Origin of the sequence: Actinocorallia herbida (assembly GCF_003751225.1) — a bacterium.
Lineage (GTDB): Bacteria > Actinomycetota > Actinomycetes > Streptosporangiales > Streptosporangiaceae > Actinocorallia > Actinocorallia herbida.
On record NZ_RJKE01000001.1, the window covers coordinates 5,383,194 to 5,408,105 of the forward strand.

The 24,912-nt window shown below is 70.2% G+C and carries 22 protein-coding genes and 1 pseudogene; 15 read left to right on the top strand and 8 right to left on the bottom strand.

Annotation, left to right across the window (positions count from 1 at the left end):
* Positions 1-5: 5 nt before the first annotated feature.
* From EDD29_RS24385 to EDD29_RS24405, 5 genes are all read left to right on the top strand, one after another.
* Positions 6-2,012 (top strand): ABC transporter permease, encoded by a 2,007-nt coding sequence (locus EDD29_RS24385; RefSeq protein WP_123666640.1) that lies wholly within the window; start codon positions 6-8, stop codon positions 2,010-2,012.
* The gene (locus EDD29_RS24390; RefSeq protein WP_123666641.1) at positions 2,002-2,763 is read left to right on the top strand and encodes an ABC transporter ATP-binding protein; all 762 of its coding nucleotides are present in this window, start codon (positions 2,002-2,004) and stop codon (positions 2,761-2,763) included. Before EDD29_RS24385 ends, EDD29_RS24390 begins: the two co-directional genes overlap by 11 nt.
* Positions 2,760-3,464 (top strand): ABC transporter ATP-binding protein, encoded by a 705-nt coding sequence (locus tag EDD29_RS24395; protein WP_211359873.1) that lies wholly within the window; start codon positions 2,760-2,762, stop codon positions 3,462-3,464. The genes EDD29_RS24390 and EDD29_RS24395 overlap by 4 nt, the downstream gene beginning before the upstream one ends.
* A 3-nt stretch (positions 3,465-3,467) precedes the next feature.
* Positions 3,468-5,429: an FAD-dependent oxidoreductase gene (locus EDD29_RS24400; RefSeq protein WP_123666642.1), complete on the top strand. Its 1,962-nt coding sequence runs from the start codon at positions 3,468-3,470 to the stop codon at positions 5,427-5,429.
* Positions 5,430-5,674: 245 nt separating this feature from the next.
* Positions 5,675-6,217, top strand: a complete 543-nt coding sequence (locus EDD29_RS24405) for a hypothetical protein (RefSeq protein WP_148086077.1) — start codon at positions 5,675-5,677, stop codon at positions 6,215-6,217.
* A 146-nt stretch (positions 6,218-6,363) separates the two neighbouring features.
* On the opposite strand, the gene EDD29_RS24410 is transcribed toward EDD29_RS24405, so the two are convergent.
* Together EDD29_RS24410 and EDD29_RS24415 are read right to left on the bottom strand one after the other, a co-directional pair.
* The gene (locus tag EDD29_RS24410; RefSeq protein ID WP_123666644.1) at positions 6,364-6,555 is read right to left on the bottom strand and encodes a DUF397 domain-containing protein; all 192 of its coding nucleotides are present in this window, start codon (positions 6,553-6,555) and stop codon (positions 6,364-6,366) included.
* Entirely contained in the window at positions 6,552-7,364 is an 813-nt protein-coding gene (locus tag EDD29_RS24415; RefSeq protein ID WP_123666645.1) for a helix-turn-helix domain-containing protein, read from the bottom strand. Before EDD29_RS24415 ends, EDD29_RS24410 begins: the two co-directional genes overlap by 4 nt.
* A gap of 207 nt (positions 7,365-7,571) precedes the next feature.
* Here EDD29_RS24415 and EDD29_RS24420 point away from each other — a divergent pair, with 207 nt between their 5' ends.
* Positions 7,572-7,904, top strand: coding sequence for an ATP-binding protein (locus EDD29_RS24420; protein WP_123666646.1), 333 nt, complete (start codon positions 7,572-7,574; stop codon positions 7,902-7,904).
* A gap of 502 nt (positions 7,905-8,406) precedes the next feature.
* On the opposite strand, the gene EDD29_RS24425 is transcribed toward EDD29_RS24420, so the two are convergent.
* On the bottom strand, positions 8,407-10,002 hold the full coding sequence (locus EDD29_RS24425) for an ATP-binding protein (RefSeq protein ID WP_211359874.1): 1,596 nt from the start codon (positions 10,000-10,002) through the stop codon (positions 8,407-8,409).
* Positions 10,003-10,255: 253 nt separating this feature from the next.
* On the opposite strand from EDD29_RS24425, the gene katG reads away from it, so the two are divergent.
* A complete protein-coding gene (katG, locus tag EDD29_RS24430) occupies positions 10,256-12,490 on the top strand; it encodes a catalase/peroxidase HPI (protein WP_246052981.1) in 2,235 nt (744 codons plus the stop codon).
* Positions 12,491-12,594: 104 nt separating this feature from the next.
* Here the strand turns inward: katG and EDD29_RS24435 are convergent, their stop codons facing one another.
* The gene (locus tag EDD29_RS24435) at positions 12,595-12,942 is read right to left on the bottom strand and encodes an SCO0607 family lipoprotein (protein WP_123666648.1); all 348 of its coding nucleotides are present in this window, start codon (positions 12,940-12,942) and stop codon (positions 12,595-12,597) included.
* 215 nt (positions 12,943-13,157) lie between these two features.
* Here EDD29_RS24435 and EDD29_RS47100 point away from each other — a divergent pair.
* Positions 13,158-13,283: pseudogene (locus EDD29_RS47100) on the top strand (L-threonylcarbamoyladenylate synthase); the annotation flags it as partial.
* Positions 13,284-13,314: 31 nt separating this feature from the next.
* On the opposite strand, the gene EDD29_RS47105 reads toward EDD29_RS47100, so the two are convergent.
* Positions 13,315-13,635, bottom strand: a complete 321-nt coding sequence (locus EDD29_RS47105) for a hypothetical protein (RefSeq protein ID WP_246053758.1) — start codon at positions 13,633-13,635, stop codon at positions 13,315-13,317.
* A 239-nt stretch (positions 13,636-13,874) separates the two neighbouring features.
* Here EDD29_RS47105 and EDD29_RS24445 point away from each other — a divergent pair, with 239 nt between their 5' ends.
* The gene (locus EDD29_RS24445; protein ID WP_123666650.1) at positions 13,875-14,612 is read left to right on the top strand and encodes a hypothetical protein; all 738 of its coding nucleotides are present in this window, start codon (positions 13,875-13,877) and stop codon (positions 14,610-14,612) included.
* Positions 14,613-14,811: 199 nt separating this feature from the next.
* On the opposite strand, the gene EDD29_RS48185 is transcribed toward EDD29_RS24445, so the two are convergent.
* Entirely contained in the window at positions 14,812-15,804 is a 993-nt protein-coding gene (locus tag EDD29_RS48185; protein ID WP_425454986.1) for a thiamine pyrophosphate-binding protein, read from the bottom strand.
* Between EDD29_RS48185 and EDD29_RS24455 the strand changes: the two genes are divergently transcribed.
* The 5 genes from EDD29_RS24455 (at position 15,719) to EDD29_RS24470 (ending at position 23,207) form a co-directional block, all read left to right on the top strand.
* Positions 15,719-16,021 (top strand): trypco2 family protein, encoded by a 303-nt coding sequence (locus EDD29_RS24455; RefSeq protein ID WP_123666652.1) that lies wholly within the window; start codon positions 15,719-15,721, stop codon positions 16,019-16,021. The genes EDD29_RS48185 and EDD29_RS24455 overlap by 86 nt on opposite strands.
* A gap of 11 nt (positions 16,022-16,032) precedes the next feature.
* A complete protein-coding gene (locus EDD29_RS24460) occupies positions 16,033-19,533 on the top strand; it encodes a S1 family peptidase (protein ID WP_148086078.1) in 3,501 nt (1,166 codons plus the stop codon).
* A 49-nt stretch (positions 19,534-19,582) separates the two neighbouring features.
* Positions 19,583-20,125 (top strand): GlxA family transcriptional regulator, encoded by a 543-nt coding sequence (locus EDD29_RS24465; protein WP_211359876.1) that lies wholly within the window; start codon positions 19,583-19,585, stop codon positions 20,123-20,125.
* Positions 20,126-20,174: 49 nt separating this feature from the next.
* The gene (locus tag EDD29_RS45645; protein WP_170201543.1) at positions 20,175-20,339 is read left to right on the top strand and encodes a hypothetical protein; all 165 of its coding nucleotides are present in this window, start codon (positions 20,175-20,177) and stop codon (positions 20,337-20,339) included.
* A 222-nt stretch (positions 20,340-20,561) separates the two neighbouring features.
* On the top strand, positions 20,562-23,207 hold the full coding sequence (locus EDD29_RS24470) for an insecticidal delta-endotoxin Cry8Ea1 family protein (RefSeq protein ID WP_170201544.1): 2,646 nt from the start codon (positions 20,562-20,564) through the stop codon (positions 23,205-23,207).
* Here EDD29_RS24470 and EDD29_RS24475 read toward each other — a convergent pair.
* Together EDD29_RS24475 and EDD29_RS45650 are read right to left on the bottom strand one after the other, a co-directional pair.
* Positions 23,107-23,583 carry an ATP-binding protein gene (locus tag EDD29_RS24475; RefSeq protein ID WP_170201545.1) on the bottom strand — a complete coding sequence of 159 codons (477 nt, stop codon included), beginning with the start codon at positions 23,581-23,583 and terminating at the stop codon, positions 23,107-23,109. The two genes, EDD29_RS24470 and EDD29_RS24475, sit on opposite strands and share 101 nt — an antisense overlap.
* On the bottom strand, positions 23,580-23,867 hold the full coding sequence (locus EDD29_RS45650) for a hypothetical protein (protein WP_170201546.1): 288 nt from the start codon (positions 23,865-23,867) through the stop codon (positions 23,580-23,582). The genes EDD29_RS24475 and EDD29_RS45650 overlap by 4 nt, the downstream gene beginning before the upstream one ends.
* 168 nt (positions 23,868-24,035) lie before the next feature.
* Here EDD29_RS45650 and EDD29_RS24480 point away from each other — a divergent pair, with 168 nt between their 5' ends.
* On the top strand, positions 24,036-24,902 hold the full coding sequence (locus EDD29_RS24480) for a helix-turn-helix domain-containing protein (protein ID WP_123666656.1): 867 nt from the start codon (positions 24,036-24,038) through the stop codon (positions 24,900-24,902).
* Positions 24,903-24,912 lie beyond the last annotated feature (10 nt).

Here is a 24,912-nt window from a genome sequence, read left to right on the forward strand (position 1 = left end):
CCCCCATGAACGATCTTCTGCAATTCGCCGTCATCGGCTTCTCCACCGGAGCCGTCTACGCGGTGCTCGGCGTGTCCCTCGTCAGCCTCTACGTCGCCACCGGCGTCATCAACTTCGCCCAGGGGTCGGTGGCGCTGTGGGCGGTGTGGCAGGTCGCCGGGCTGCGCACGAACGGCGTGCTCGTCCTGCCGGTCGGCAGCGTCCAGCTGGGCTCAGGCCCGATGGACGTGTGGCCGGCGGTGCTCATCGGCGCGGCCGGCGGGCTCCTGTGGAGCCTGCTGGCCCACCTCCTGGTGTTCCGTCCGCTGCGCCGGGCCCCCGAGCTCGGCCAGGTCGTCGCGTCGGTCGGCGTGATGCTGTTCATCCAGGCCCTGGTCCCGCTGCGGTTCGACACCGAGACCCTCGGCGCGGATCCGAGCAGCCTCATCCCGCTCCCGGCGCTCACGTCGGAGGTCGTCACCTTCGGCGGGACCACGATCGCGGTGAGCAACCTGATCCTCGCCGCGGCCGCGATCGCGGTGGCGCTCGCCCTGGCCGGCTACTTCCGGTTCACCAGGATGGGCATCGCCACCAGGGCGGGCGCCGAGGACGAGCAGGCGCTGCGCCTGATGGGCTACTCGCCCGACAGGCTCGCCGCGTTCATGTGGGGGGCGACGGGCTTCGCGTCCGGGCTGATCGTGATCCTGGCGGCGCCGGCCATCGGCGGCCTGGACCCGACCAGCTACATGCTCTACGTCGTCCCGGCCCTCGCCGTCGCGCTCGTGGGCCGGCTGACGTCGATCGGCGTCGCCTGCGGCGCCGGTCTGGCCCTCGGCTCGGTCCAGCAGATCCTGCTGTTCCTGACGGCCAAGAGCTGGTGGCCGTCGTGGGCGCAGGCCGGCATCGGTGACGCGATCCCGTTCGTCATCGTCGTGGTGGCGCTGTTCCTGCTCGGCCGCGGCATTCCCGAACGGGGCGCCCGCGACACCGGGGCGCAGCAGCCGGTGCGGGTGCCGCGGTTCAAGCCGCTCGGGATCGCGGCGCTCATCGCCGCGACGGCGCTCGCCATCGTGCTCACCACCGGCCAGTGGCGCTTCAGCCTGGTGATGTCGATCATCCTGACGCTGATCGCGGCGTCGGTGGTGCTGCTGACCGGCTATCTGGGCCAGATCTCGCTGACCACGATGGCCTTCGCCGGCGCGGCCGGGTTCGCGCTCTCGAAGCTGACGACGAACCTGCACCTGCCCTTCCCGTTGGCGATGCCGCTGGCGGCGCTGACCGCGACGGCCCTCGGGATCGTGGTCGGCGTGCCGGCGCTGCGCATCAGAGGCGCGCAGCTCGCGGTCGCGACCATCGCGGCGGCGCTCGCGATCCAGAGCTTCGTCTTCAACAATCCGGCCCTGACGCCCTACACGGGCAACCTGATCGCCGAACCGTCCCTGTTCGGGTTCTCGCTGGCCGTGCGGCAGGGCACCGACCTCATCACGCTGCAGTTCTCCTTCATGGTCCTCGTGGTCGTGGCGGCGCTGCTGATCGCCGTGGCGCGGCTGCTGTCCGGGGCCACCGGGCGGGCGTTCCTGGCCGTGCGGTCCAACGAGCGGGCCGCGGCGGCGGCGGGCGTGAACGTCCCGGCGGTCAAACTGCTCGGCTTCGCGCTGGCGTCGTTCCTGGCGGGGATCGGCGGCTGCCTGATCGGCTACAGCCACGGCCAGCTCTCGTCCGCCTCGTTCACCGTCCTCGTCGGCCTGGCCGTCCTGGCGACCACCTACGTCGGCGACATCACCCGCCTGTCCGGCGCGGTCCTCGCGGGCGTCGCCGGACCGCTGGGGCTGCTGTACCTGGTGTTCACCCAGACGATCGACCTGGGCCACTACTACACGCTCGTCGTGGCGGCCGCGATGCTGCTGCGCGTGGTCGTCTTCGCGCCCCACCGCAGCGCCGTCCCCGAATGGCTGCTCATCCGCCGTGCCCGGCGGTCCCCCGCGCAGCCGCCGGCCGCCGCCCACGCAACGGAGTCCGCCGATGCCCGATGACCTGAGCCCGCTGTTCCGCACCAGGGACATCTCCGTGCGGTACGGAGGCGTCCGGGCCAACGACCAGGTGCACATCGAGGTCCGCCCCGCCGAGATCGTCGGCCTGATCGGGCCCAACGGCGCGGGGAAGACCACCTTCGTCGACGCCGTCACCGGCTTCGCGCCCTGCACCGGCACGATCGAGCTCGACGGCGTCCGGCTCGACTCGGCGCCCGCGCATCGGCGCCGCCGCCTCGGACTCGCCCGGACCTGGCAGTCCGGGGAGCTGTTCACCGACCTGACCTTGGCGGAGAACCTCGCCGTCTCGGTCGACCCGACCGGCCTGCGCGGCGTGCTCGCCGACCTCGGACGGCGCCGGCACCGGGCCGACGCGGAGATCCGGCAGGCCCTGAGCCTGGTGGGCCTGGCGGCGATGGCCGACCGCAGGCCCGACGAGCTGTCCCTGGGGCAGCAGAAGCTCGCCGGCGTGGCACGGGCCCTGGTCGGCGCCACCCGCGTGCTGCTGCTGGACGAGCCCGCCGCGGGTCTGGACACCGAGGAGAGCGCCGAGTTCGGGCGCGAACTGCGCCGGATCGCCGACTCCGGCCCGGGAGTGCTCCTGATCGACCACGACATGACGCTGGTCATGGAGGTCTGCGACCGGGTCTACGTCATGGACTTCGGAAAGATCATCGCCTCCGGCACACCGAACGACGTCAGCGGCGACGACCAGGTGATCGCCGCCTACCTGGGAAGCCCGGTGACCCCGTGACGACCGACGCACTGGACATCCGCGGCCTCAGCGCCGGCTACCGCGGGATGCCCGCCATCCGCGACATCGACCTGCGGGTCGCGGCCGGCTCGATCCTGGCGCTGCTCGGCCCCAACGGCGCGGGCAAGAGCACCACGCTGCGCGCGGCCACCGGCCTGCTCCCGGCGCTCGCCGGGACGGTGACCGCCGTCGGCACCCCCATCACCGGGAGCGTCGAGCGCGCCACCCGGGCGGGGCTCTGCCTGATCCCGGACAACCGGGGCGTCTTCCACCGCCTCACCGTCGCCGAGAACCTCCGGCTGGCCAAGGCCAAGGGCGGATACGGCCCGGCGCTCGACCGGTTCCCGCGCCTGCGGCCGCTGCTGAACCGGCGCTGCGGCCTGCTGTCGGGAGGCGAGCAACAGCTCCTCGCGATCGCCAAGACCCTGCTGCTGCGGCCGAAGGTCCTGCTCATCGACGAGCTGAGCATGGGCCTGTCCCCGGTCGCGGTGCAGCAGATCCTGCCCGAGCTGCGGCGGCTCGCCGACGAGGACGGCACGGCGATCGTGCTCGTGGAGCAGCACATCGACCAGGCGCTCAGCGTGGCGGACGAGGCCGTCGTGCTCCATCACGGCCGGGTGGCGCTCACCGGCGCCGCGGCCGATCTCCGGGAGGACCGGGATCAGATCCAGCGGGCTTACTTCGGCGACAAGGAACGTTAGACCATGACACTCGACACCCGTCAGCGGGCCGCGCTCACCGCGATCTGCGACACCTTCGCCCCCGGCGACGGCGCGGCGATCCCGTCCGCCAGCGCGCTGGGCGCCGTGGACATCGCCGAGGCGCTGGCCGGCGGCCAGCCCCGCGCCAAGGACCGCAAGCAGCTCGGAACGCTGCTGTCCCTGTGGGACACGCGGGCGATGGGACTGGTCCTCGGCACGGGCGGACGCCGGTTCTCGCGGCTGCCGGCCGCCGACCGCGAACGCGTCCTGCTGGGGCTGGGCGACTCGCCCTCGGAGTTCAAGCGGGTGCTGTTCCAGTCCCTGCGCGGCCTGGCCGCCTCCTCCTACCTGCTCGCCCCGGGCCCGACCGGGACCTCGCCGGTCTGGGACGCCATCGGGTACCCCGGCCCGCTGGGGACGCTGGAGTCCGCCCCGCGCCCGAAGCTCTCCCCCGTGTCGCCGTCCGCCGACACCACGTACGACTGCGACGTCGTCATCGTCGGATCCGGCGCGGGCGGCGGCACCGCGGCCGGGGTCCTGGCCGCCGCGGGCCTCGACGTGGTCGTCCTGGAGCGCGGCGGCTACTACGACGACGCCGACTTCGACGGGCAGGAGCTCGGCGGGCTCAGCCGTCTCTACGCGGCGGGCCCGGCCTCCACCGCCGAGGGCCAGGTCGCGCTCGTCGCGGGCTCGTGCCTGGGCGGCGGCACCGTCGTCAACTGGACGACCTCCTTCCCCACCCCCGACGGCGTCCGCGCCGAGTGGGCCGCGCTGGGCGCCGAGCAGTTCGCGCAGGAGGAGTTCACCCGATCCACCGACGCGGTGCTGACGCGGCTCTCGGTGAACACCGACCACAGCGATCCCTCGGCCCGTGACCAGGTCCTGGAGCGCGGCCTGCGCGCCCTCGGCTGGCACGTCGACGCGATGCCCCGCAACGTGGTGGGCTGCGACATGGGCACCGACTGCGGGCGGTGCGGCTACGGCTGCCGGCTCGGGGCCAAGCAGTCGGTCGCCAAGACATGGCTCGCCGACGCCGAGGCCGCCGGGGCCCGGCTCGTCATCGACACCGACGTCCGGGCCATCGAGGTGAAGCAGGGCCGTGCCGTCGGCGTGCGCGGCGTCACCACCGCGGGCCACACGGTGACCGTGCGGGCCCGTGCCGTCGTCGTGGCCGCGGGCGCCATCCAGACCCCGGCGCTGCTGCGCCGCTCCGGGCTCACCGATCCCGCCATCGGCCGCTACCTGCGGCTGCACCCCGCCACCGCCGTGTGGGGCCTGTTCGACGAGAAGATCAGCCCGTGGGAGGGCGGGATGCAGACCCGGTACTCCAAGCAGGACAGCGACCTCGACGGCAACGGGTACGGCGTCATCTACGAGACCGGGCCGGGCAACCCCGGCTCGCTCCAGGGCTTCATGAACTGGCGCGGCGGCGCCGCCCACCTCGCCGCGATGAAGGACCTCGCCCACACGGGCGGCATCGGCGTCATCACCCGCGACCGCGACCACGGCGAGGTCAAGGTGGCCCGCGACGGCGAGCCCGTCCCGCACTACCGGCTGTCGGACTACGACGCCGCCCACCTGCGCAAGGGCATCGAGGGCGCCACCCGCATCCTGGAGGCCGCCGGAGCCCGCCGGATCTCCTCCGCCCACCAGGCGGGCCCGTCCTACGAGCCGGGACGACGAAGCACCTACGACGAGTTCATCGCCTCCTGCGACGCCGCCGGCCTGGAACCCGGCCGCTGCGCGATCGCCGCGCTGCACATCATGGGCACCGCCCGCATGGGCGGCGACCGCGCGACCAGCGCCACCGACCCCGACGGAGCCACCTGGGAGGTCCCCAACATCGTCGTCGCCGACGCCTCCTGCTTCCCGACCTCCTCCGGCGTGAACCCCATGATCTCCATCGAGGCCATCGCCCACATGAACGCCACCCGCCTGGCGAACCGCCTCAACGCGGGGGGCTGATCCACCCCCTCGCGACCGGCGCCACGCATGTGGCCGTCACCGTGCCCGCGGTGACGGCCGTACGCGTCGGCGGGCCCCGCGGGGGTCGCGCCCGCGAGCCGAACGTTCCCGAGGGGCTGAGGGCCGCTGTCCGGGTCTTTGTCCTGCGGGCATGCGGGACGTCCACGGGACTCGGCGCCCTTACGCGGCGGCGGAGCGGCCCCTAGCGTTCTCCGGACACGGAACACGGAGATAGAGGGGGCTTCATGGGTGCTGTGGGGCTGTCGGTGCGGCTGTCCGGGGACGGGGACCGGGAGGGGTGGGCCGCGTCGGTCTGGGACAAGGCGCTGGACGAGATCTGGGTCGAGGCCTCCCTCAACGCCAAGAGTCCCGTGTACCGGTATCTGGAGGGCGAGCCGAAGGACGACCCGCTCTACGACGTGGACGGCGACGAAGTGAGCTGGATGTTCAGCAACCCCGCGGGATGCTGCTCCCGCTCGGCCCACCTCTGGTCGCACTGGCTCGGGCACGCGCTCCACGCGTACTGGGAACTCTTCGGCAGGATGGCCGAGGAGCGCGGGCTCGTCCTCGAAGCGGGGAGACCGGTCCGCGCCGACCTCGTCGCGAAGTCGTCCTACGTGACCCTGCGCGGGAACGTCTTCCGCGCCGAAGAGGACGGCCTGCACGACGACCGGGACCACATCCCGTTGTCCGACCTCACCCCGGACGAAGTCGAGGAGGTCCACCTCGCGCAGCGCGGCTGCCGCTGCGCCCTCTGCCTGTACATGCCTCACCCGGCGGCGCGCTGACCCCGGAGCACGGAGGAGCGCTCCAACGCCCCCGCCCGCGGGCGGCGAGGTGAGGACCATCGGGCCCGACCCGCGGCCTTTACGCAGTAAGGTCTGCGCTCGCCGGAGAGGAGGAGCCGGGAGGGCGGGGCCTCCCGGCTCAGGGGTCAGGAGAGGCGGGTGGACCTGACGCGGGCGGTCAGGGATGCGAATTGGCGGGCGGTGAGGGTAAGGGGGCCGGCCTCGGGGTTCTTGGAGTCGCGGACGCCGATTCCGGACGAAACGCGGGCGAGCTCTACACAGATCTCGTCGTTTCCGGTGGTGCTGTACGAGCTCTTGCGCCAGATGGGCTGTGTCATAGCTCCTTCAGTCTCTTCTCGATCAGAGCCTGGGACATGACCTGGTTGAGAGCCACTCCGCCGATCCGGTCGAAGGCCAGCTCGAACTCGCGCACTTCAAGCGGTTCCTCGATGAGTCGGCCTCCCTTCTGGGCACCGGCGTAGGCGACCTCGCGCGTCTCCAGGCTGATGATGCGGAAGATACCGGAGACCCCCGGATGGCCGCCGCACTCCTCCGACAGGATTCTCACCGAAATGCGGGGGCCCTCCGTCAAATCGAGCAGATGCTTCAGCTGGTCACGGAGCGCCTGCCTGCCCCCGATCGGGTTCTTGATGGCGGCCTCGTCCATCAGGACCCAGATCCAGGGCGGGTCCTCCCGGCAGAGGAGGGCTTCCTGGCGGGCGATGCGCGCCGCCACCTTCTCCGCGTCGTCGGCGGCCACGCCGGTGGCGAGCAGTCCCCGCATGTAGCCCTCGGTCTGGAGCGGGCCCGGGATCGTGGAGCCGCTGTAGACCTTGAGGACGCGGGCCTCCGCCTCGTACTTCGTGTACTGCTCGATCCAGGCCGGCGTGTGGTTCATGCGGGCGTAGTAGAGCAGCAGCTGGAGCAGGAAACCCGTGCCGTAGCGCTGGTCGAGCCTGAAGGCCTGGCGCTCGTCGATGCGCAGGCGGCCCGCCTCGATGTTGGAGACCGTCGACTTGGCGGCGGCGATCAGCGCCCCGACCTGGTCGAGGGTCAGCTCGTTGGACTCGCGCAGATAGCGCAGCTGGAACGCGAGCCAGTGCCACATCGACTCGCGCGGGTCGAGCGGTTCCCGGTTGCCGGCCATTCTTCCTCCGCGGTTTCCCTTTGGCGCGGAAATCGCAGTCGGGAAGTCACCCGCTGCGACGATCAGCCCAGTTCTACACCCATCTGACCTGGGATAACAAAGGCACAGCTCATGACCCAAGACGATCTCTTCCTGACGCTTCTGGCATCTCCCGCGACGCCCGGACTCGCCCGCACGCTCATTTCCCAACGCCTTACAAAATGGAATATGACCGACATTCTAGACAATGCACTCATCGTCGCCTCGGAACTGCTCGCCAACGCCGTCGAAGCGGCCCCCGGCGCGGAGCTCCGCCTCCACCTCCGCCACGTCCAGAACCCGCGCGGCATCCTCTTCCGCGTCTGGGACCCGAGCCCCCGCGCCCCGCTCCCCCGCGCCACCGCGGCCCTCACCCTCACCTCCATCGACGCGGCCCCCGAAGACGCCTGGGACCACGGCGGCGGCTGGGGCCTCCCGATCGTCCAGTCCCTCAGCACCGCCTGCGGCCACACCCCCACACCCCCAAAAGGCAAATGGGTCTGGTCCCACCTCACCTCCTGAACCGCTCCGGGCGGCCCCGCGATCCTGGGCACCGACGACCCGGGCCCACGCCCAAGGCACGTCCCCAAGGTGCGGGCAGCGGCCTCCGCCGAACACGAGCAACCCCCGGTTGCGCGGCCCTTGCCCCGTACCGATCGCGCCGAGCAGGCAGCTCCGCCGCCCTGAACAGCGGATCCAGCACCCGCCTGCTCGACCACACGACACGCGGCACACAGCTCAGCGAGGCGGGCGAGCCTTCCTCCCCCCAGGCCAGGGCGCCGCCGCGCACCTGCGCAAGGGCATCAGGGGCACCACCCGTACGCCCGCCGCATCTCCTCGACCCACCAAGCAGGCCCGCCTTACGGGCGTCGGCCATGCTCCGGTCGAGGGTGGCGCCGTCGAGGAGAGCCCGTTCATGCCGGCGCCCGAGCAGGCAGCCGCCCCACTACTTCCAGCCGAACCGACCCCGCCCTTTACGCAGTAAGGTCGCCGCTCGTCGGAGAGGACTTCACCGGCCGGCGAATCAGGCGCGCAGGACGGTGACCTTGCGGCCCCGGGGCGTCGCGGCGGAACCGAGGGTCGTTCTCTCGTGCCAGGCCGGGGCTTGCGGGCGGCGGTCGAAGACGACGAGGACGCCGGTGTCCAGACCGAGCCGGTCGAGGTAGCCGTCGAGCTGTTCCAGGCCCTGGTCGTGCGGGTCGGGGCGGCCGGGATGCCACAGCTTCACCTCCAGCGCCTCACGCTGCACCCGGCGGTCGCCATCGGGGCCCTGATACGGCCAGCGGATGAGGACGTCCAAGCGCCCCGTTCCGGTGGCGTACTCGCGGTCGAGGTAGCCGCCGCCGTTGACCAGACGCTGCAGGTAGGCCATCAGCACGATGTGGCAGGCCGCCTCGTGGTAGACCGTGCCCCGGACCAGGACCTCTCCGTGCTCACGCCAGAAACCGGTGAACTCCCGGAGCAGACGCGGCAGATCGAAACGCCCGTCGGGCAGGACGAAACTCCGCGGCTCGGCCAGCACGAAACTCTCGGCCGGGCCACCGAGCACCCGCAGGACCACCTCACGGTAGATCGGATTGGCCACCCGCAGCGGAAGCCCTTGCGCGATCAGGCCGAGGTCCCGGACATAGCTGACATCGTCGTCGAAGGTGTCGTCGGCGTAGGAGAAGGTGCCGGCGATCATCGGCTCCATCACCCGCCGGACCCGAGGTTCCTGGAGCTTGGCGACGAGGGAGTCCAGATGGGTGGCGCGGGCCCGGATCAGCCGTTCCCTGGCCTGATCGACATGCTCGGCGGTGATCGGATCTTCCGGCGGAATCCGCATCTCGCGGGTGATCTCATAGGCGAGCGCGTTGACCAGCCAAGGCTGACCACAGGTCACCTCGAACGCCCGGGCGACGGCTTCGGGGCGGAACTCCTGCCCGGTGGCGGCCGTGTGCTGGGCGTACAGCCCGGCGACCTCCTCGCAGGTGAAGTCACCCATCCGCAGCGACCTCACCGAGATGTTGAACGGACTGGCCGTCCCCAGCCTGGAAGGTTCACCACCGGACGCGGCTTTGTAGTCGCGGACATCCCGCAGGCCGCACAGCGCCACCGCGTTGGGAAACGGATGGCGCTTCGGGCGCATGTTGTGGCCGTTGCGGAGCTGCCGCAGCACCGACAGCAGGCTCTGCCCTCGCATCGCGTCGATCTCGTCGAAGAACAACACGAGCGGCCGCGGACACCGGGCCGCCCAAGCACTGAGCGCCGCACCCAGCCGGGCGCCCGGCGCAGCCTCCGGCCAAGGCTCAGGCGGCAGCTCCGCCCCCTCCAGCCCCGCACTCCGAGCGGCTTCACGCAGGTCGTCAAGGAGGACCAGTTCGGCCGCACCGAAGTCGTCCCCGGCAACAGAGGCCGCCTCGCACGACACGGTCAGCGCGACCGCGGAGCCCTCCGCCCTGAGCTCAAGCTCCAGCACCCCCAGCGTGGTCGTCTTCCCCGTCTGGCGCGGTGCGTGGACGACGAAGTACCGGTCCATCTCGATCAGCTCACGCGCCTGCGGCAGCCGAGGTCCGGCCGGCAGCATGTAATGCAGTTCCGGGTCGCAGGGACCAGCGGTGTTGAAGTACTTCACGCGCACCACACTCCTTCCGGTCACCATGCTGACACGAAGAGTACTGTCACGCGGCCGCTCCGGCACCGCGGGAGGCCGGGCGCCTGCGAACGAGCGCGGGGCGCAGCACAGCCACGTTTGGCCGCGCCGACCGGGAGTAGCGCCGGGCGACGGATCGAGCGAAGCCGCAGGCGGTTTCACCGAGTGTTCCCATGGCGATGCTCTCTGCGATGAGCGATCATGCGAAGTCCGGCGCGGGACCGATCACCAGCGCCCATGCGTGCGGTCGTGGCGACGGAAACACCGAGCAGAGAGAAGGACTGACGTGTCCCGGAGCGAGAGCGAGAACCCGGTAATCCCCTCCCCAGAGGTCACGCGGACGCGGCCGAGGGGGAACCGGGACTGGTGGCCGGATCAGCTGGACCTTCAGGTGCTCCATCAGCACCGTGCGCGGTCCGGTCCGCTGGGTGAGGACTTCGACTACGCCGAGGAATTCGCCACGCTCGACCTCGACGCGCTGAAACAGGACGTCCTCGCTCTGATGACGGACTCGCGGGACTGGTGGCCCGCCGACTACGGCCACTACGGGCCGCTCTTCATCCGGATGAGCTGGCACGCCGCGGGGACCTACCGCATCGACGACGGCCGGGGCGGCGGCGGCCGGGGCGCCCAGCGGTTCGCCCCCCTCAACAGCTGGCCGGACAACGCGAGCCTCGACAAGGCGCGGCGCCTGCTCTGGCCGGTCAAGCAGAAGTACGGCCGGAAGATCTCCTGGGCCGACCTCCTGGTCTTCACCGGCAACTGCGCCCTGGAATCGATGGGGTTCAAGACCTTCGGATTCGGTTTCGGGCGAGAGGACATCTGGGAACCCGAGGAGATCTTCTGGGGGCCCGAGGACACCTGGCTCGGCGACGAGCGCTACAGCGGAGACAGGGAGCTCACCGGGAGCCTGGCCGCCGTGCAGATGGGCCTGATCTACGTCAATCCGGAGGGGCCCAACGGCGAGCCCGATCCGCTGGCGTCCGCCAGGGACATCCGCGAGACGTTCGGGCGCATGGCGATGAACGACGAGGAGACCGTCGCGCTCATCGCCGGCGGCCACACGTTCGGCAAGTGCCATGGCGCGGTCGATCCTCAGTACATCGGCCCGGAGCCCGAGGCATGCCCGCTGGAGCAGCAGGGTCTCGGCTGGAAGAACGTGCACGGCACCGGCAAGGGCGGCGACGCGCTCACCAGCGGGCTCGAGGGCGCATGGACCACCGAGCCGACGAAGTGGGACAACGGGTACCTGGACCACCTGTTCGGCTACGACTGGGAGCTGACCACGAGCCCCGCCGGCGCCAAGCAGTGGACGCCCACCGATCCGGCGGCCGGAAGTGCCGTGCCCGACGCCCACGATCCGGCGAAAAGGCACGCTCCCATCATGCTGACCTCGGACATCGCGCTGAAGTTCGATCCGGTCTACGCGCCGATCGCGAGGCGTTTCCACGAGAACCCGGACGAGCTCAGGGAGGCGTTCGGCAAGGCCTGGTACAAGCTGCTGCACCGCGACATGGGACCCCTCTCGCGCTACCTCGGCCCCTGGGTCCCCGAGCCCCAGCCGTGGCAGGATCCGGTGCCCGCCGTCGATCACGAACTCGTCGCCGACGCCGACATCGCCTCCCTCAAGGCCACGATCCTCGCCTCGGGACCGTCCGTCTCCCAACTGGTCACCACCGCTTGGGCCGCGGCGGCGAGCTTCCGCGGCACCGACAAGCGCGGCGGGGCCAACGGGGCGAGGATCCGGCTCGAACCGCAACGGAGCTGGGAGATCAACGACCTGCCCGAGGTGACCGAGACTGTGCGGACCCTTGAGCGGATCCAGCAGGACTTCAACGGCGCGCAGTCCGGCGGGACGCGCGTCTCGCTCGCGGACCTGATCGTCCTGGGCGGATGCGCGGCCGTCGAGCAGGCCGCGAAGAACGCCGGGCACGACATCACCGTCCCGTTCGCACCGGGCCGCGCCGACGCCTCGCAGGAGCAGACCGACGTGGAGTCGTTCGCCGTGCTCGAGCCCAGGGCGGACGGGTTCCGCAACTACGTCCGTGAGGGAGAGAAGCTGTCGCCGGAGACGCTCCTGCTGGACCGCGCCAGCCTGCTGACGCTCACCGCCACCGAGATGACCGTCCTGATCGGCGGCATGCGCGCCCTGAACACCGGCTTCCGGCAGTCCGCCCACGGCGCCCTCACCCACCGCCCGGAGACCCTGACCAACGACTTCTTCGTCAACCTGCTCGACATGTCCACGGAGTGGAAGCCGTCCACCGCCGAAGAAAACGTCTTCGACGGCCGCGACCGCGTCACCGGCGAACCCAAATGGACCGCCACCGCCGTGGACCTCGTCTTCGGCGCGCACTCCCAGCTCCGAGCCCTCGCCGAGGTCTACGCCTCCCACGACGCCCAAGAGCAGTTCGTCCGCGACTTCACCGCAGCCTGGACCAAGGTGATGAACCTAGACCGCTTCGACCTCGCATAGGCCCGACGCCCGGTCCTCCCTCACCGGCGGACCGGGCATCCCTTCGACCATCGCCCTCGGCGCGGCCGGCCTCGCCTTCGAAGAGACGGACAAGGTCCGCGGGGTCAGTTCGTGTCGGAGGCGGCGATGATGTCGCCGTTGTCGTCGAGCGTGCGGGTGTCCCAGTAGACGTCCCACTCGTCGCCGACCTCCTGCGGCACCTTGCCGTCGGGGTAACGCGCGAACCCGGCCTCGGGCTCCGCCCCGTCCGGGAAGCAGGCGGAACCGGTGCCTCCCACGGACAGAGCGGGATATTCGCCGGCGCTGCAGATGCCCTCCCGGTACTCGAGCCCCGAGCACCCGGTCAGTGCCGCGAGGGCGGCGGCACCCGCGAGCGCGGCCGCGCCGACGCGGGCCTTCACGGGGCGGGAGGCGGCGGCGGTGGCCCGTCCGGTACCGCGGTGCAGACGCATGGTTCTCTCCACTTGCTCGGTTGCCCCGAGTCTCGCGGCCGGGCGCCCGCCCCGCCCTGAGCGCTCCTACTCAAGATCGCGTGCGCGGATACTCATGCGCCCGCCCGCCCGGCCGCACCGCCGCCACGGCCAGATCATCCTTGGCCGGTCGGTTCCGCAGCCGCCGGACTCGCGAACTCCTTCCCGGAGGGCGGATCTGCCCTAGGCCGTCCGTCATGGCCGAGCACTTCGATGTGCACCCGGAGAACCCGCAGCCTCGTTTAGTCGGGCAGATCGTGGATCTCGTGCGGGCGGACGGGCTGATCGCCTACCCGACGGACTCGTGCTACTCGCTGGGCTGCCGGCTCGGGAACCCGCGCGGAATCGAGCGGATCAGGGAGATCCGGCGGCTGGACGACCTGACCGAGCCGGGCCGGCCGACCGGGATCCGGGCGAACCTGCGGCGCACACAGCACGTCCAGCGGAGCGCACCGCAGATACGAGCGACTCGCCCCAGCCGACGTCATCGCCCGCCACCTTTCCGTTCTCACACGACAGCCACACCGCCGCCACCCGGCCCTCCGCGTTCAGCGTCCGGGCCAGGGCGCGCAGCGCCGTGGTCTTGCCGCTCTGCCGCGGCCCATGGACGACGAAATACCGTTCCATCTCGATCAGCTCGCGCGCGTAGGGCAGCAGCGGTTCGGTCGGCAGCATGTAATGCAGCGCCGGATCACACGGACCCGCGGTGTTGAAGTACCCCACCCGTCACATTCCGTCACTGGACAGTGGCATTCGGGGACGGTTCGCAAGACGGTGGCCGTACGGCTGAGGCCGTCCGGGCAGGCGTCCGGCCAGTGGTGGCGCGGGCTCGTGCGCCTCTTCGTCTTGATCTTCCCGTAGGCGAGATTTAGAGTGATCGCGAGAATTTCCCGGTTCACCCCTGGAGGTGCGGGATGCACGGGCATGTTCTGGCCGCCGTCGTGCTGGCCCTGCCGCTCGTGTGGGCCGCGCCCGCCTCCGCCGAGCGGCGCGCGGACGAGCTGGAGCTCCAACTGAGGGACGTGACGTTCGCCTGGTACCAGCCGAGCAAGGACTTCGGCTGGAAGGAGTACAGCGTCGTCAAGGGCATCGCGTACAGCAGGGCTCCGTACTTCCTCTTCTCGCCCCAGCCGACCAAGCGTGTGCGGGTCGAGTACAAGAACAGCCCGAACGGGCAGTGGAAGCAGGCGGGCACCACCTCGGCGACAGAGATGAGCCCCGAGTTCGAGTTCCCCGTCGGCGACGGCGAAGGCTGGTGGCGGCTGCACTACCCCGGCGACGCCTACCACAACGAGCAGTACAGCCCCGCCCTCCGGCTCTACCGCACCGCCCGGTTCACCGGCATCAAGACCAACCGGAAGACGGCGAGCCCCGGTCAGGCCATCGTCCTCAGCGGCCGCCTCGTCCGCCGCGTCGGCACCTCCGACGGCGGCTCCAAGGACGCCGGCGGCTGGGGCGGCAGGCGGGTCGCCGTCGCCTACACCTGCGGTAAGAACGGCACCCAGATCTACGACCTGGGCCGCCGCCGCACCAACGCCAAGGGCTACTTCTCCGCGAGCACGACCTTCAAGTGCACCGGCGGTTTCGGCGCCTCCGCCTACGGCAGCGTGTTCAGCACCCTGTCCACCTTCGTCCGCGTGAAGCGCCGCTGACAGAGCGCACCCGGGACCGGATGAAGCCCGCAACGCGATCGCGGGCGGGGCGATCCGGGTCTGTTCAGCGAACCGTCGCGCAGCCGCTCGTCATGCCGCGGAACCGATCCGGATCGTCGTGTGGAGGGTCCGCGCCGCGGCGGACGGGAAGCCGTCGGGCCGCCGGAGGACGAGTTGGGGACACGGTCGAGCTGCGGCATCACGGAGTGCGCGCCGGCGGGGTCGTCACGGGGATCAGAACCGAGGAGTCGGCGAACGCCGGTGTGGTGAACACGACGGCGGCTGGTCGGGGTGACGGGCACCAAAGCCGTCCAGGTTCGGCCGACGTCCCCCGCGAAGCCCTCATCGGCCATCTGGCCGAACCCTGAACCGGGCGAAGAGGGCTTCGGGTGTGGGCTTGCGCTCGGGGCCGCGACGGCCGCTCATGCGGTGAGCGCGGATCGCCAGGGCGGGAGCGGAAGGAATGTCCGAGGACCGGCGACCCGGGCGATGCCGCTCTGCTGGTCTGCGCGAAACTGCGCACGGCGACCTCATCGAGGGTCCGCCAACGGACGAAACCGAGCTCAGCGACAAGACAGAGCGGAGAGTGCGGCGCATCGGACCGTATGCCGGCGAAGCCGTTTGCGAAGCCGGGGCGGCCGGTCACCGCGGCGACCGCGAGCCCGCCGGTGACGCGGGCGTAGCCGTCGGCGGCGTTGACCGCCGCGGCCTCGTGCCGGAAGTCCAGCAGCCCGCGTTTGGCGGTATTGATGAGCCGGGCCGCGGGGGCAAGCGTGGCGGCCTTGGGACTGGCTTCGGGCACCCGACCTGAGGAACTCGAGACCGGTTCCGAGAGCGGAGCCGCCAAAGCGCGAAGGATTGATAGCACGCCTTCCCTCGAGTAGTGCGACGGCCAACCCGATCGGCACCGCAGGGCCTCCCATCTGCCGCACCCAGGCAGATGGAGAGCAGCCCTGCTGACCGGTCGAGCGCTTCCTCGCCCGGGAGGCAGCCGCGTCCTGACCTCCTCGCGGGCGTCGACCGGCGCATGACGGCGATCCACCTTCATGTGCCGGTTTCCCTGGTTATGATCGGGCTCCCGGCCGTCCGTGAAGCGGAGGACACGCGTGGCTGAACTCGGGCTCGTCGAAGTGATCGAGAAAGTGCGGGAAGAGCTGCGCGCCGCCGCGCTGGCGGGCGCGGACGCCGACATCCGGTTTCCCGTCGAGCAAGTGACGCTGGAGTTCCAGGTCGGCATCAAGAAGATCGGCGAGGGCACCGGCAAGGTCAAGATCTGGGTGATCGAGACCGGCGCCACGGGGAAGATCGAGCACGACAAGGTGCAGAAGGTCACGGTCGTGCTGGGCACGCCGACCGGCCCCGACGGCGAGCTGAAGGTCTCGGGCGGCTCGGACTCCGCACCGGGTTAGTGCGCGGCGCGATGATCGACGCGATCGAGCACAGGTTCGTCGAGGTCCTCGCGATGTGGCGGACCGCCGAGGGCCGCAGCCGGTGGGAGCAGGCCTCAGGTCTTCTCATCGACGGCCGCCACGTACTGACGTCCCAGCACGCGATTCCCGCCGGGACCCTGCGCATCACCGTCCGCCACCTGCTGCCCGACGGGACCAAGCAGACCTGGTCGGCCACGACCCGGCTCACCGGAGATCCGGGCCACGCCGACCTGGCGCTCCTCGCGCTCGACGAGGACGCGGGTCCGCTGCCCCCGGTCGGGTTCGCGCGGATCAGCGGGGGCGGCGACCGGGCGGCCACGCTTGACGACTGCCACGCGGTGGGCTTCCCGGCGTTCATGGAGCGCGGCAAGGGCACCCAACGGGTGCGGTACCAGGCCCATGTGTCAGGCCGCATCCCGGTCTTCCAGATCCCGGGTCCCGGGCTGCGGACCCTGCGGACCACGCACACTCCCGACCAGGAACGGCTCCCGGCTTCCGGCAGCACACTGGCAGGTACTCCCTGGTCGGGGATGTCCGGTGCGGCCGTCATCGCGGGCGGCCACGTCGTAGGGGTCGTGTCCGAGCACGCGCCCCGCCAGGGCGCCTCCGATCTCACGATCGTGCCCATCACGCTGATCGACAACCTGCCCGACGCCGCCGCCTGGTGGGACGTCCTCGGTACCTCCGCGGACGCCCTCCCGATGCTGCCCGCCGCGGCGAAGGCCCACGAGACCGCTCACGTGGGCAGGCCGCTCGGGGAATGGAAGCCGGTCCGGGACCTCCAAGTGAGTCCGGCGATCAGGACGGCGGACGCGCCGGCCGATGCCCTGCCCTACTACGTGCCTCGCGAACACGACCGCGAGCTGCGCGAAAGGCTGGGACAGGCGAAGTTCGAGCCGGTTTTCGTGGTGCTGCTGGGCCTGCCGTATGTGGGGAAGTCCCGTGCCGCCTACGAGGCGGTCACGGAGTGCTTTCCCGACTGGCGGTTGTTCCGGCCGCTCCACCCGGACGAGCTCGTCGCGGCACTCCGCGACCGCCGGATCGGCCCGCGCACCGTCATCTGGCTGGATGACGCGGCCAAGCACATCTTCCACGGCGAGGCGGGGGGACGGGCCGCCGCGCTCCTGCGATCCTTCCTTTACGAGCTCGACGCAACGCACCCCCGTTCCGTCGCCGTCGTCGCCACGATGTGGACCAGGGAGTGGGACAGGCTGCGCGACCGGGATATATCCCCGGCCACGAGCGCGCTTCTGTCTCCGGACCTCGCCATCGACGTCCAGAAGGACTTCTCCTCCGCGGACTTCGTGGCCGTTCGGCAGGCGGCCGAGCACGACAGCCGCATCAGGCAGGCGATCGAGGCCGAGGGCGAATCCGGCGAATTGGCGCTGCACCTCGCCGGCGGGATCGTCCAGGTCGAGCAGTTCCGCACCGCCGGGCCCGTGCCCAAGGCGATCATTCGAGCGGTCCTGGACGCGGGCCAGGTGGGCGTGAAGTCGCCCCTGGACACCGAGTTCCTGCGCCGCGCCGTACCCGGCTACCTCACCGCGCGGGAACTGCTCGGCTGGCAAGACGCCTTCGAGGCGTACATCGCCCGGATCCTGCGGCCCTCCGACATCCCTGGAGCCCTGCAACCGGTGCCCGTCCGGGAACCGACGGACGGACCTCCGTTGTTCCATCCCGCCGACTACCTCGTCTACCACTACGAGGACCACCGCGACGCCCCGATCAGCCCGGAACTCTGGGACGTCCTCCGCGAGTGGGCGACGGAGAACTCGGACCGCGACAGGATCGCCTTGGACGCGGGCCTGCGCGGATACCGCCGCCTTTCCACCCTTTTCTGGAGCACCGCGGCCGACGGGAGTCCAAGACCGGTCTCCAAGTACGCGCGGGAGAAGATCGACCAGATGGCACGGTTCCCGCCGGCCTATTTCGCGGAGGACGTCCCGAACCTGAGGCACCCGTGGCCCGCCCCGGCCGACGACGACTGGGTGTTCCCCATCGCCTACAACGCGGCGATGACCGCGTTCGCCATGATCTCGGTGTTCTCGCCGACCGCGGCTGTATGGCTCTTCCTCGTGGCCGGCGTGCTCTACCTCGCCATTCGGTACGTGTTCCTCTCAAATCCGTGGACCCAGGCCGGCCTGCTGCGCCGGAGTTCCGCGCTCTGGGAACTGTCCTATCGATGGGCCGAGCGCGGTGGAGCGGTCGCCGAGAGGAAGGCGGTGGAGGCCGCGCGCGCGGCGGTGCACGGCTCGAAGCCTCGCCGCGCTCCCGGGGCGGAGGAGGATCCCGTTGATTTCGCCGATGTTCCGCACAGGTTGAGACTCGCCTGTCTTGAAGAGAGTCTGGGCGGTCATGAGCGTGCCGTCGCCTTGTTCCCTCCGGAGGAGCCGGTCGCGGATCTGTGCCTCGACAGCCGGCCGAGCGACCTTCCGGTGGACTTGGCATGGCGCCGGGGCAGCCCACCTGACGTCCTGCTCCGGGCTGGACGTCCGGCGGCGGCGCTCGACTGGCTCCGCAGGGCGTCCTCGGCGCAGTGGGACCCGAAGGTCCAGATCGCGATCATGGAGCTGCTCTGCCGTCTGGAGCGGATCGAAGAGCTCGTCGGCTGCGTGGAGGAGTTCCCTCCGCCGGACCATCGAGTGACCGCCGACGTCGTCTCGCGGCTCATCGCCCACGGTGAGCACGCGAAGGCCGTGCAGTGGCTGTGTCCGCGGGAGGACCGGTGGTTCGGAGCTTCGGTCCCCGCCCGAACGGCGATCATGTCGTTGGTCGCCCACCTGGAGGAGATCGGCGAGACCGCGTCCGCCGCGGAGCTGCTGCGCGCCCATCTACCGGAGCCTTCGCATTACCGTCGCACCTCTGCCCCGGATGGCAGCTACCGTCTTCGGCTGGCGCTTCTGCTGGCGGGCGCCGGCGCTACGGAGGAGGCCGCTCGGCTGTACTCCCCGCCCGCCGACGCGGACGGCTCCACCGTGGTCGACGTCGTCTCCGAGCACCTGATCTATCTTGCCCGCCTCGGTGACAGGGTAGGCATGTCCGAACTCTTCGACCGGACCTGCGCGGAACTCGACGAGGATTCCGCCCTTGACGTTCTGCTGGAGGATCTCACGGTCGCCTTCGTCGGAGCGCGCGCGATCATAGATCGCGCCACGGCATCGAAGATCATCGATGGCTGGCCGACACGGTGGAGAATCGACGTATTGGAAAGGGTCGGCGAGTACGGCAAAGCACGCATGATCATCGAAAGGTCGATGGATCTCCTGTCGTTCTCCACCCGGGAACTGTTTCGCGGCGAGCTGATCAGGGTCACCTACCTCTCAGGCGCACGGCACGAGGCAGGTCTGATCTACGCCTTCGGCAGCGAGCCCGGCGGCCTCCCCACCATCCCCTGGCACCCCACCTCGACGGCCCCGGACCTCTCCGCCGACCTCCCGGAGCAGGCCTCCTACGTCCTGCAAGGCTACGTAGAGTCCGACTGGATCCGCTGACCGCCGACGCGTCACGACCCACTGGAATGCCGCCGGGCTGCTGGCCTCCATGTACCCGGCCCTCGACGTCGACCCGGACGTCCTCTATGTGGGCAACGGCCGGTTCCTCACCTCGGCCGTCGCCGCCGCGGGCCTGGACCTGTGCCTGCACATGATCCGCCGCGACCACGGCTCGGCCGTCGCCGCCCACGCCGCCCGCCTGTCGGTGATGCCGCTCGAACGGGAGGGCGGCCAGGCGCAGTTCATCGTCCACGACCACGCCCCCACCCCGCAGGGCTCCGAACTGGAGGAACTGCTCACCTGGCTCCAGGAGAACCTGGCCCGCGACCTCACCCTCGCCCACATCGCCGCACGAGCCGGAACCAGCACCCGGACCCTGATCCGGCGCTTCCGCGACCAGACCGGGTCCACCCCCCTCCAATGGCTCCACCGAGCCCGCATCCACCAGGCTCAGCACCTCCTCGAAACCACCGAGCACTCCGTGGAACGCATCGGCGACCAGGTCGGCTTCGGCTCAGCCACCACCTTCCGCGACCGCTTCAAACGCACCACCGGCGTCACCCCCCAGACCTACCGCCGCACCTTCACCTGACCCCAGGCCCCACTTCGCCCACAACACCTCTCCGCAGTCCGGGAGGTGGATGCAGGCTGTGGCCCAGGCGTGGCTGGTGCTACAGCTGAGCGGGTCGGGGACGGCGCTCTGGCCGGTGGTGGGCGTGCAGTTCCTGCCGGTGCTGCTCATCGGCCCGTACGGCGGGCTGGTCGCATGTTGCGTCGGTCCGCTTCTTGCCGTCGACCTCTCATGAGGGGTCGCGCTGGCGGCCTACGAGGGCGACGGTGCGAGGGCGGAGCCCGATCGCGCATCATCCCCGGCGAGCCGGGGCAGGAAGATCAACGACCTGCGGCACGGGCCACCCGAATTTCACATAAGGAACATTGGCTGCCGCGTCTCACCGGCGGCACAGGGGCGCAGCCCTCTCCCTGCCATGAACCGGACACACCGATCTCAACGGAGGGGGAATGGCGCCATGAGCTGGCAGGGCAGCATGCAGTGCATCGTCACGAACAAGACCGGAGGGCCCATCACCAATGTCAGTGTGTCGCACGCCTGGAACGCGACGCAGTCGACTTCGGCGCCGGAACTGTCGAACGGCGACAGTATCCTCACGCCCTTCTCCATCGAGACGGGAAGCGGCGGAAGCGACCTCTGGACGATCTCCTGCGTCGACGCGAGCGGAGAGACCTGGGGACGGACCGACAAACAGTGCGACATCGAAGAGGAGGACTACGACAGCGGCGAGGCCGTGCGCATCACGTTCGGCCCCCTGTCCGAAGGCTGGAGCGTGACCCTGCCGCTCAGCAGTTCCTGCACCGACAACTACTACGACGACAACGGCCCCGCCGACCTCGAGCCGAGTCCTCCCTACAGTGCCATGGCGGAGATCATCACAGCGACGGCCCTGGGCTTCGTCCCCGAGGTCGGCAATCTCCTCAGCGGCATCGTCTACGTGTTCTGGGCCCCGTCGCTGACGGGGATCAGCCCGTGGACGCAGATCGTCCAGCAGACCGCTCAACTGATCGACCAGCGGATCGAACAGGAGATCTACCAGTCCGTCGAGGACACGCTCAACGGACTGCAGAACGACCTGGCCGACTACCTTCAGGCGGTACCCACGCAGGACTACCCGGTGATCGCGGACTACTGGATCGCCGCCGACGCGTTCTTCGACCATGACATGCCGAGTTTCCAGCAGTCCGGCTACGAGGTGAATCTCCTGCCGCTGTTCGCCCAGGCGGCCAATCTGCACCTGGTCCTGCTGCGCGACGGCGTCCTTTTCGGGCAGACCTGGGGCTGGAACGGCGCCCAGATGCAGAAGGTTCAGCAGAAGCTGACGAAACAGATCGAAACATACTCGGACTACGCGAACCAGTACTACAAGCAGGGCCTCCAGCAGATCACCCTGGACACCCTCCCCGACGACCACGAATGCGAGCCGTTCGCCTCCGTCAACCGCTACGTCCGCCAGATGACCCTCGGGGTGACGGACCTCGTCGCGGTGTGGCCCTACCTGGATCCGTCCGTGTATCCCACGCCCGTCACGCCCTATCTCGACCGGGAGATCTACAGCGACCCGATCGGCACCTGCGACGACAGCGGCCCCATCAGCATCGATCCCGCCCAGACCCCGACCGAGCCGATCACCCGGATCGCCGTCTGGGGCGGGGACCGCATCGACGCGGCACAGGTCACCTACCCCAGCGGAGGAGGTCCGGGAGGCATCACGCAGACCCCGCGCATGGGGGACTCCAACGGAGGCAGCGACCAGCCGCCGCACGGCGGTGTCTTCGACCTCACGAACTCCAGCCAGGTGACCGTCGCCGCGGGCCTGGGCAGCCAGATCCCGAACGCCTTCTCGTTCACCTTCGCCGACGGCTCGCAGACGGGCGAGCTCGGCGGCGGATACCAGGAGGGCGAGCCCTTCGGCTTCTCGTATCCGGGCGAGATCATGTCACGCCTGCACATCAACGGGATCAGCGACTTCTTCGGCAGCGCCGACTGCGCCGTGTTCGGGTTCAAGTTCCCGTCCTTCGGGCGGCTGACGGCGCTCACGTGGAACGGGGACGCCTGGTCGGCCGACAGCCCCGTCGGCACGCTCACCACCTCGGCGGCGCCGGCTCTCGCGGTGTTCGGCGACGCGCTCTACTGCTTCTACCAGGGGGATCTGGACGGGACCCTGCACTACTGCGTCTTCGACGGTGCGAACTGGTCGGCGGATCAGCAGGTGCCCGGTGTGCAGATCACCGGATCGCCGGCCGCGGCGGAGTTCGACGGCCGGCTCTACGTCGCCCACCAGGGGCCCGGCACCGACACCGACACCGACCTGTGGTGCTCCGTCTTCGACGGACAGACGTGGCAGACCGATACGAACATCCCATGGGTCGGTGTCACAGCGGGCCCCGCCCTCGCCGTCTACGACGGCTCCCTCTACTGCCTCTACAAGGGCGCCGGCACCGGAAGCCACGAGGGGATGTGGTGCATCCGCCACGACGGGTCGGTGTGGCAGCAGCCCAACACACGCGTTCCCGGCGTGCAGATGACCGGACGGCCCACCGCCGTGACGTACGGCGACCTGCTGTACTGCTTCTACCAGGGCTCGGGTTCCGACCAGCTGGGCGGCGACGGGGCGCTGTGGTTCGTCCGGTTCGACGGCGCCTCGTGGTCGGACCCCCAGCGGGTGAGCGATGTCGGGATCAGCGGATCGCCCGCGGCCGTCGTCTTCGACGACGCCCTCTACGTGCTGCACGACGGATGGGAGAACATCCCGAGCGCACCGCTGTGGTACTCGGTGTTCGACGGAAGCGACTGGCAGCCCGATCTCCAGGTGCCGAACGCGGCGGGCGCGACGGGCCCGGCCGCCGCGACATTCGACGACACCCTCTACTGCCTGCACCAGACCCCGGCCCAGGCACCGAGCATCGAGGCGGTCCGCATCCTGTACATCGCCTCGCCGACCGCCGTCGAACTCGACGGGTTCGCGGCGCTGCCCGGTTCCCGTACGCCACTGCCGCTTCTCACCGAATTCGCCTCCCGCGAGGATTGGCCGGAACAGCGCAACCGGTACTGGACGGCCATGAGCCGCCGCTCCGGAGCACCACGCCCGCCTCGACGGTGAAGGCGACGCGCCGCCCACCGTCGGGCAGGTTCTCGGCGTTCCACTCCTTGGCGAGTGCGTCAAGGAGCCACAGGCCGCGACCGCTCTCGGCCCCCGACCCCGGGTCCGCGACCGAGAGCGGCCCCGGCCACCCGCCTTCGTCGACGACCTCGACGCGGACTCCACACCCGGCCGCCTCGGCACGGATCACGACCGTGCCGCCGGGCTCCCCAGAACGGCTGTGCAGACAGGCGTTGGCGAACACCTCCGACAGCAGCAGCACCGCCGTGTCCACCACCGGATGGGCGGCGCCCAGGAAACCGGCGAGCCACCGCCGCGCGACCGCCGCCGCCTCCGGCACTCCCGGCAGGACCGTCTCGGCCCGCCGCCCCGTCACGCCGCCACCGCCCGCGCCAAATGCCGCGCGATGCGCTCGCACTGCTGCGCGGGCCCCCAACGCCCCGCCCACGCGTACGCCCACCCCTCGGGCCGCTCGACCGCCGCGACCGCCAGCCAGCCCCCTCCCGCACCGGCCACCGACACCCGCAGCACCGCCCCTCCGGAAGCCGGGTTCACCAGGTAAGAGGTACAGCCGTGCTCGCCGAGACGCCGGCACAGCTCACTGAGCAGAAGGAACCGCGTCACCTTCGACGGGACGGAATCCGCCCGGGGCATCGTCATCGCCACTCCAGGATCAGGAAGACGGATCAGGGCAGCGTGCACCGCCCGGAACTTCCCAGTTCCCAAGCCGAAGAGCGACACCCTCGCTACGCTCCGAGTGTGATGCATGAAGACGCCTAAATGAAGGCTTTTATTTAAAGCCAGTGATTTTTCGAGGAGACGAAGCGGATGGTTCGCAGCAAACACGTACCAACCGTCGCCAGCGCCAGGCTTGCGCGCGAACTGCGGGAGCAGCGGGTCAGGGCCGGGCTGAGCCAGGAGACCGTGGCCGAGAGAATGGGCTGGGCCGAGAGCAAGCTCTACCGGATCGAGAACGACAAGAGCCGCCTGCTCCAACGCGACGTGCGAAGACTCGTCGAGCTTTACGGGCTCGGCGACGAGGAGAGCCACGCGCTTCTGGCGCTCTCCCAGAGCGCGGGCGAGCCGGACTGGTGGCACAGCTACTCGGGTGCCATCCCCGAGTGGTTCCAGATCTACGTAGTGCTGGAGTCGTCGGCGTGCGAGATCCAGGGCTACGAATCCGAACTCGTTCCCGGAATCATGCAGACCGACGGCTACGCCCGAGCGATCATGTCGACCGCACCGGCGCCCTACCCCGAGTCGGACATCGACGACACGGTGGCGATCCGCGCGACCCGCCAGAGCCGGCTCACCGGCGACGATCCTGTGAGCGCGTGGATGGTGCTGAACGAAGCGGTGATCCGCCGCATCGTCGGAAACCGCACGGTCATGCACGAACAGATCGAGCGACTCATCGCCTTGGGAAGCCGCCCCAACGTCACGCTTCAGGTGCTCCCATTCGACGTCGGCGCGCACAGCGCGATGCACGGTTCGTTCATGTACCTCAAGTTCACCGAGCCCACCGACCCGGACAAGGTCTACCTGGAACACCAGATCGGCGCCCTCTACACGCAGAAGCCTGAAGAGCTCGACCGATATAGGCTGATGTTCGACTATTTGCGCGCCCAGGCGCTGGGACCAGAACAGACCTTGAGCCTGCTGCGTCAAGTGGCGGCAGAGTTCGCCTCGTCGTGAGGCGCGATCT

Coding starts and splice junctions, on each gene's coding strand:
- EDD29_RS24385 (WP_123666640.1), top strand. CDS start 6: ATGAACGATCTTCTGCAATTCGCCGTCATCGGCTTCTCCACCGGAGCC.
- EDD29_RS24390 (WP_123666641.1), top strand. CDS start 2,002: ATGCCCGATGACCTGAGCCCGCTGTTCCGCACCAGGGACATCTCCGTG.
- EDD29_RS24400 (WP_123666642.1), top strand. CDS start 3,468: ATGACACTCGACACCCGTCAGCGGGCCGCGCTCACCGCGATCTGCGAC.
- EDD29_RS24405 (WP_148086077.1), top strand. CDS start 5,675: ATGGGTGCTGTGGGGCTGTCGGTGCGGCTGTCCGGGGACGGGGACCGG.
- EDD29_RS24410 (WP_123666644.1), bottom strand. CDS start 6,555: ATGACACAGCCCATCTGGCGCAAGAGCTCGTACAGCACCACCGGAAAC.
- EDD29_RS24415 (WP_123666645.1), bottom strand. CDS start 7,364: ATGGCCGGCAACCGGGAACCGCTCGACCCGCGCGAGTCGATGTGGCAC.
- EDD29_RS24420 (WP_123666646.1), top strand. CDS start 7,572: ATGACCGACATTCTAGACAATGCACTCATCGTCGCCTCGGAACTGCTC.
- EDD29_RS24435 (WP_123666648.1), bottom strand. CDS start 12,942: ATGCGTCTGCACCGCGGTACCGGACGGGCCACCGCCGCCGCCTCCCGC.
- EDD29_RS47105 (WP_246053758.1), bottom strand. CDS start 13,635: ATGCTGCCGACCGAACCGCTGCTGCCCTACGCGCGCGAGCTGATCGAG.
- EDD29_RS24445 (WP_123666650.1), top strand. CDS start 13,875: ATGCACGGGCATGTTCTGGCCGCCGTCGTGCTGGCCCTGCCGCTCGTG.
- EDD29_RS48185 (WP_425454986.1), bottom strand. CDS start 15,804: ATGTCGGCGTCCGCGCCCGCCAGCGCGGCGGCGCGCAGCTCTTCCCGC.
- EDD29_RS24460 (WP_148086078.1), top strand. CDS start 16,033: ATGATCGACGCGATCGAGCACAGGTTCGTCGAGGTCCTCGCGATGTGG.
- EDD29_RS24465 (WP_211359876.1), top strand. CDS start 19,583: ATGTACCCGGCCCTCGACGTCGACCCGGACGTCCTCTATGTGGGCAAC.
- EDD29_RS45645 (WP_170201543.1), top strand. CDS start 20,175: ATGCAGGCTGTGGCCCAGGCGTGGCTGGTGCTACAGCTGAGCGGGTCG.
- EDD29_RS24470 (WP_170201544.1), top strand. CDS start 20,562: ATGAGCTGGCAGGGCAGCATGCAGTGCATCGTCACGAACAAGACCGGA.
- EDD29_RS45650 (WP_170201546.1), bottom strand. CDS start 23,867: ATGACGATGCCCCGGGCGGATTCCGTCCCGTCGAAGGTGACGCGGTTC.
- EDD29_RS24480 (WP_123666656.1), top strand. CDS start 24,036: ATGGTTCGCAGCAAACACGTACCAACCGTCGCCAGCGCCAGGCTTGCG.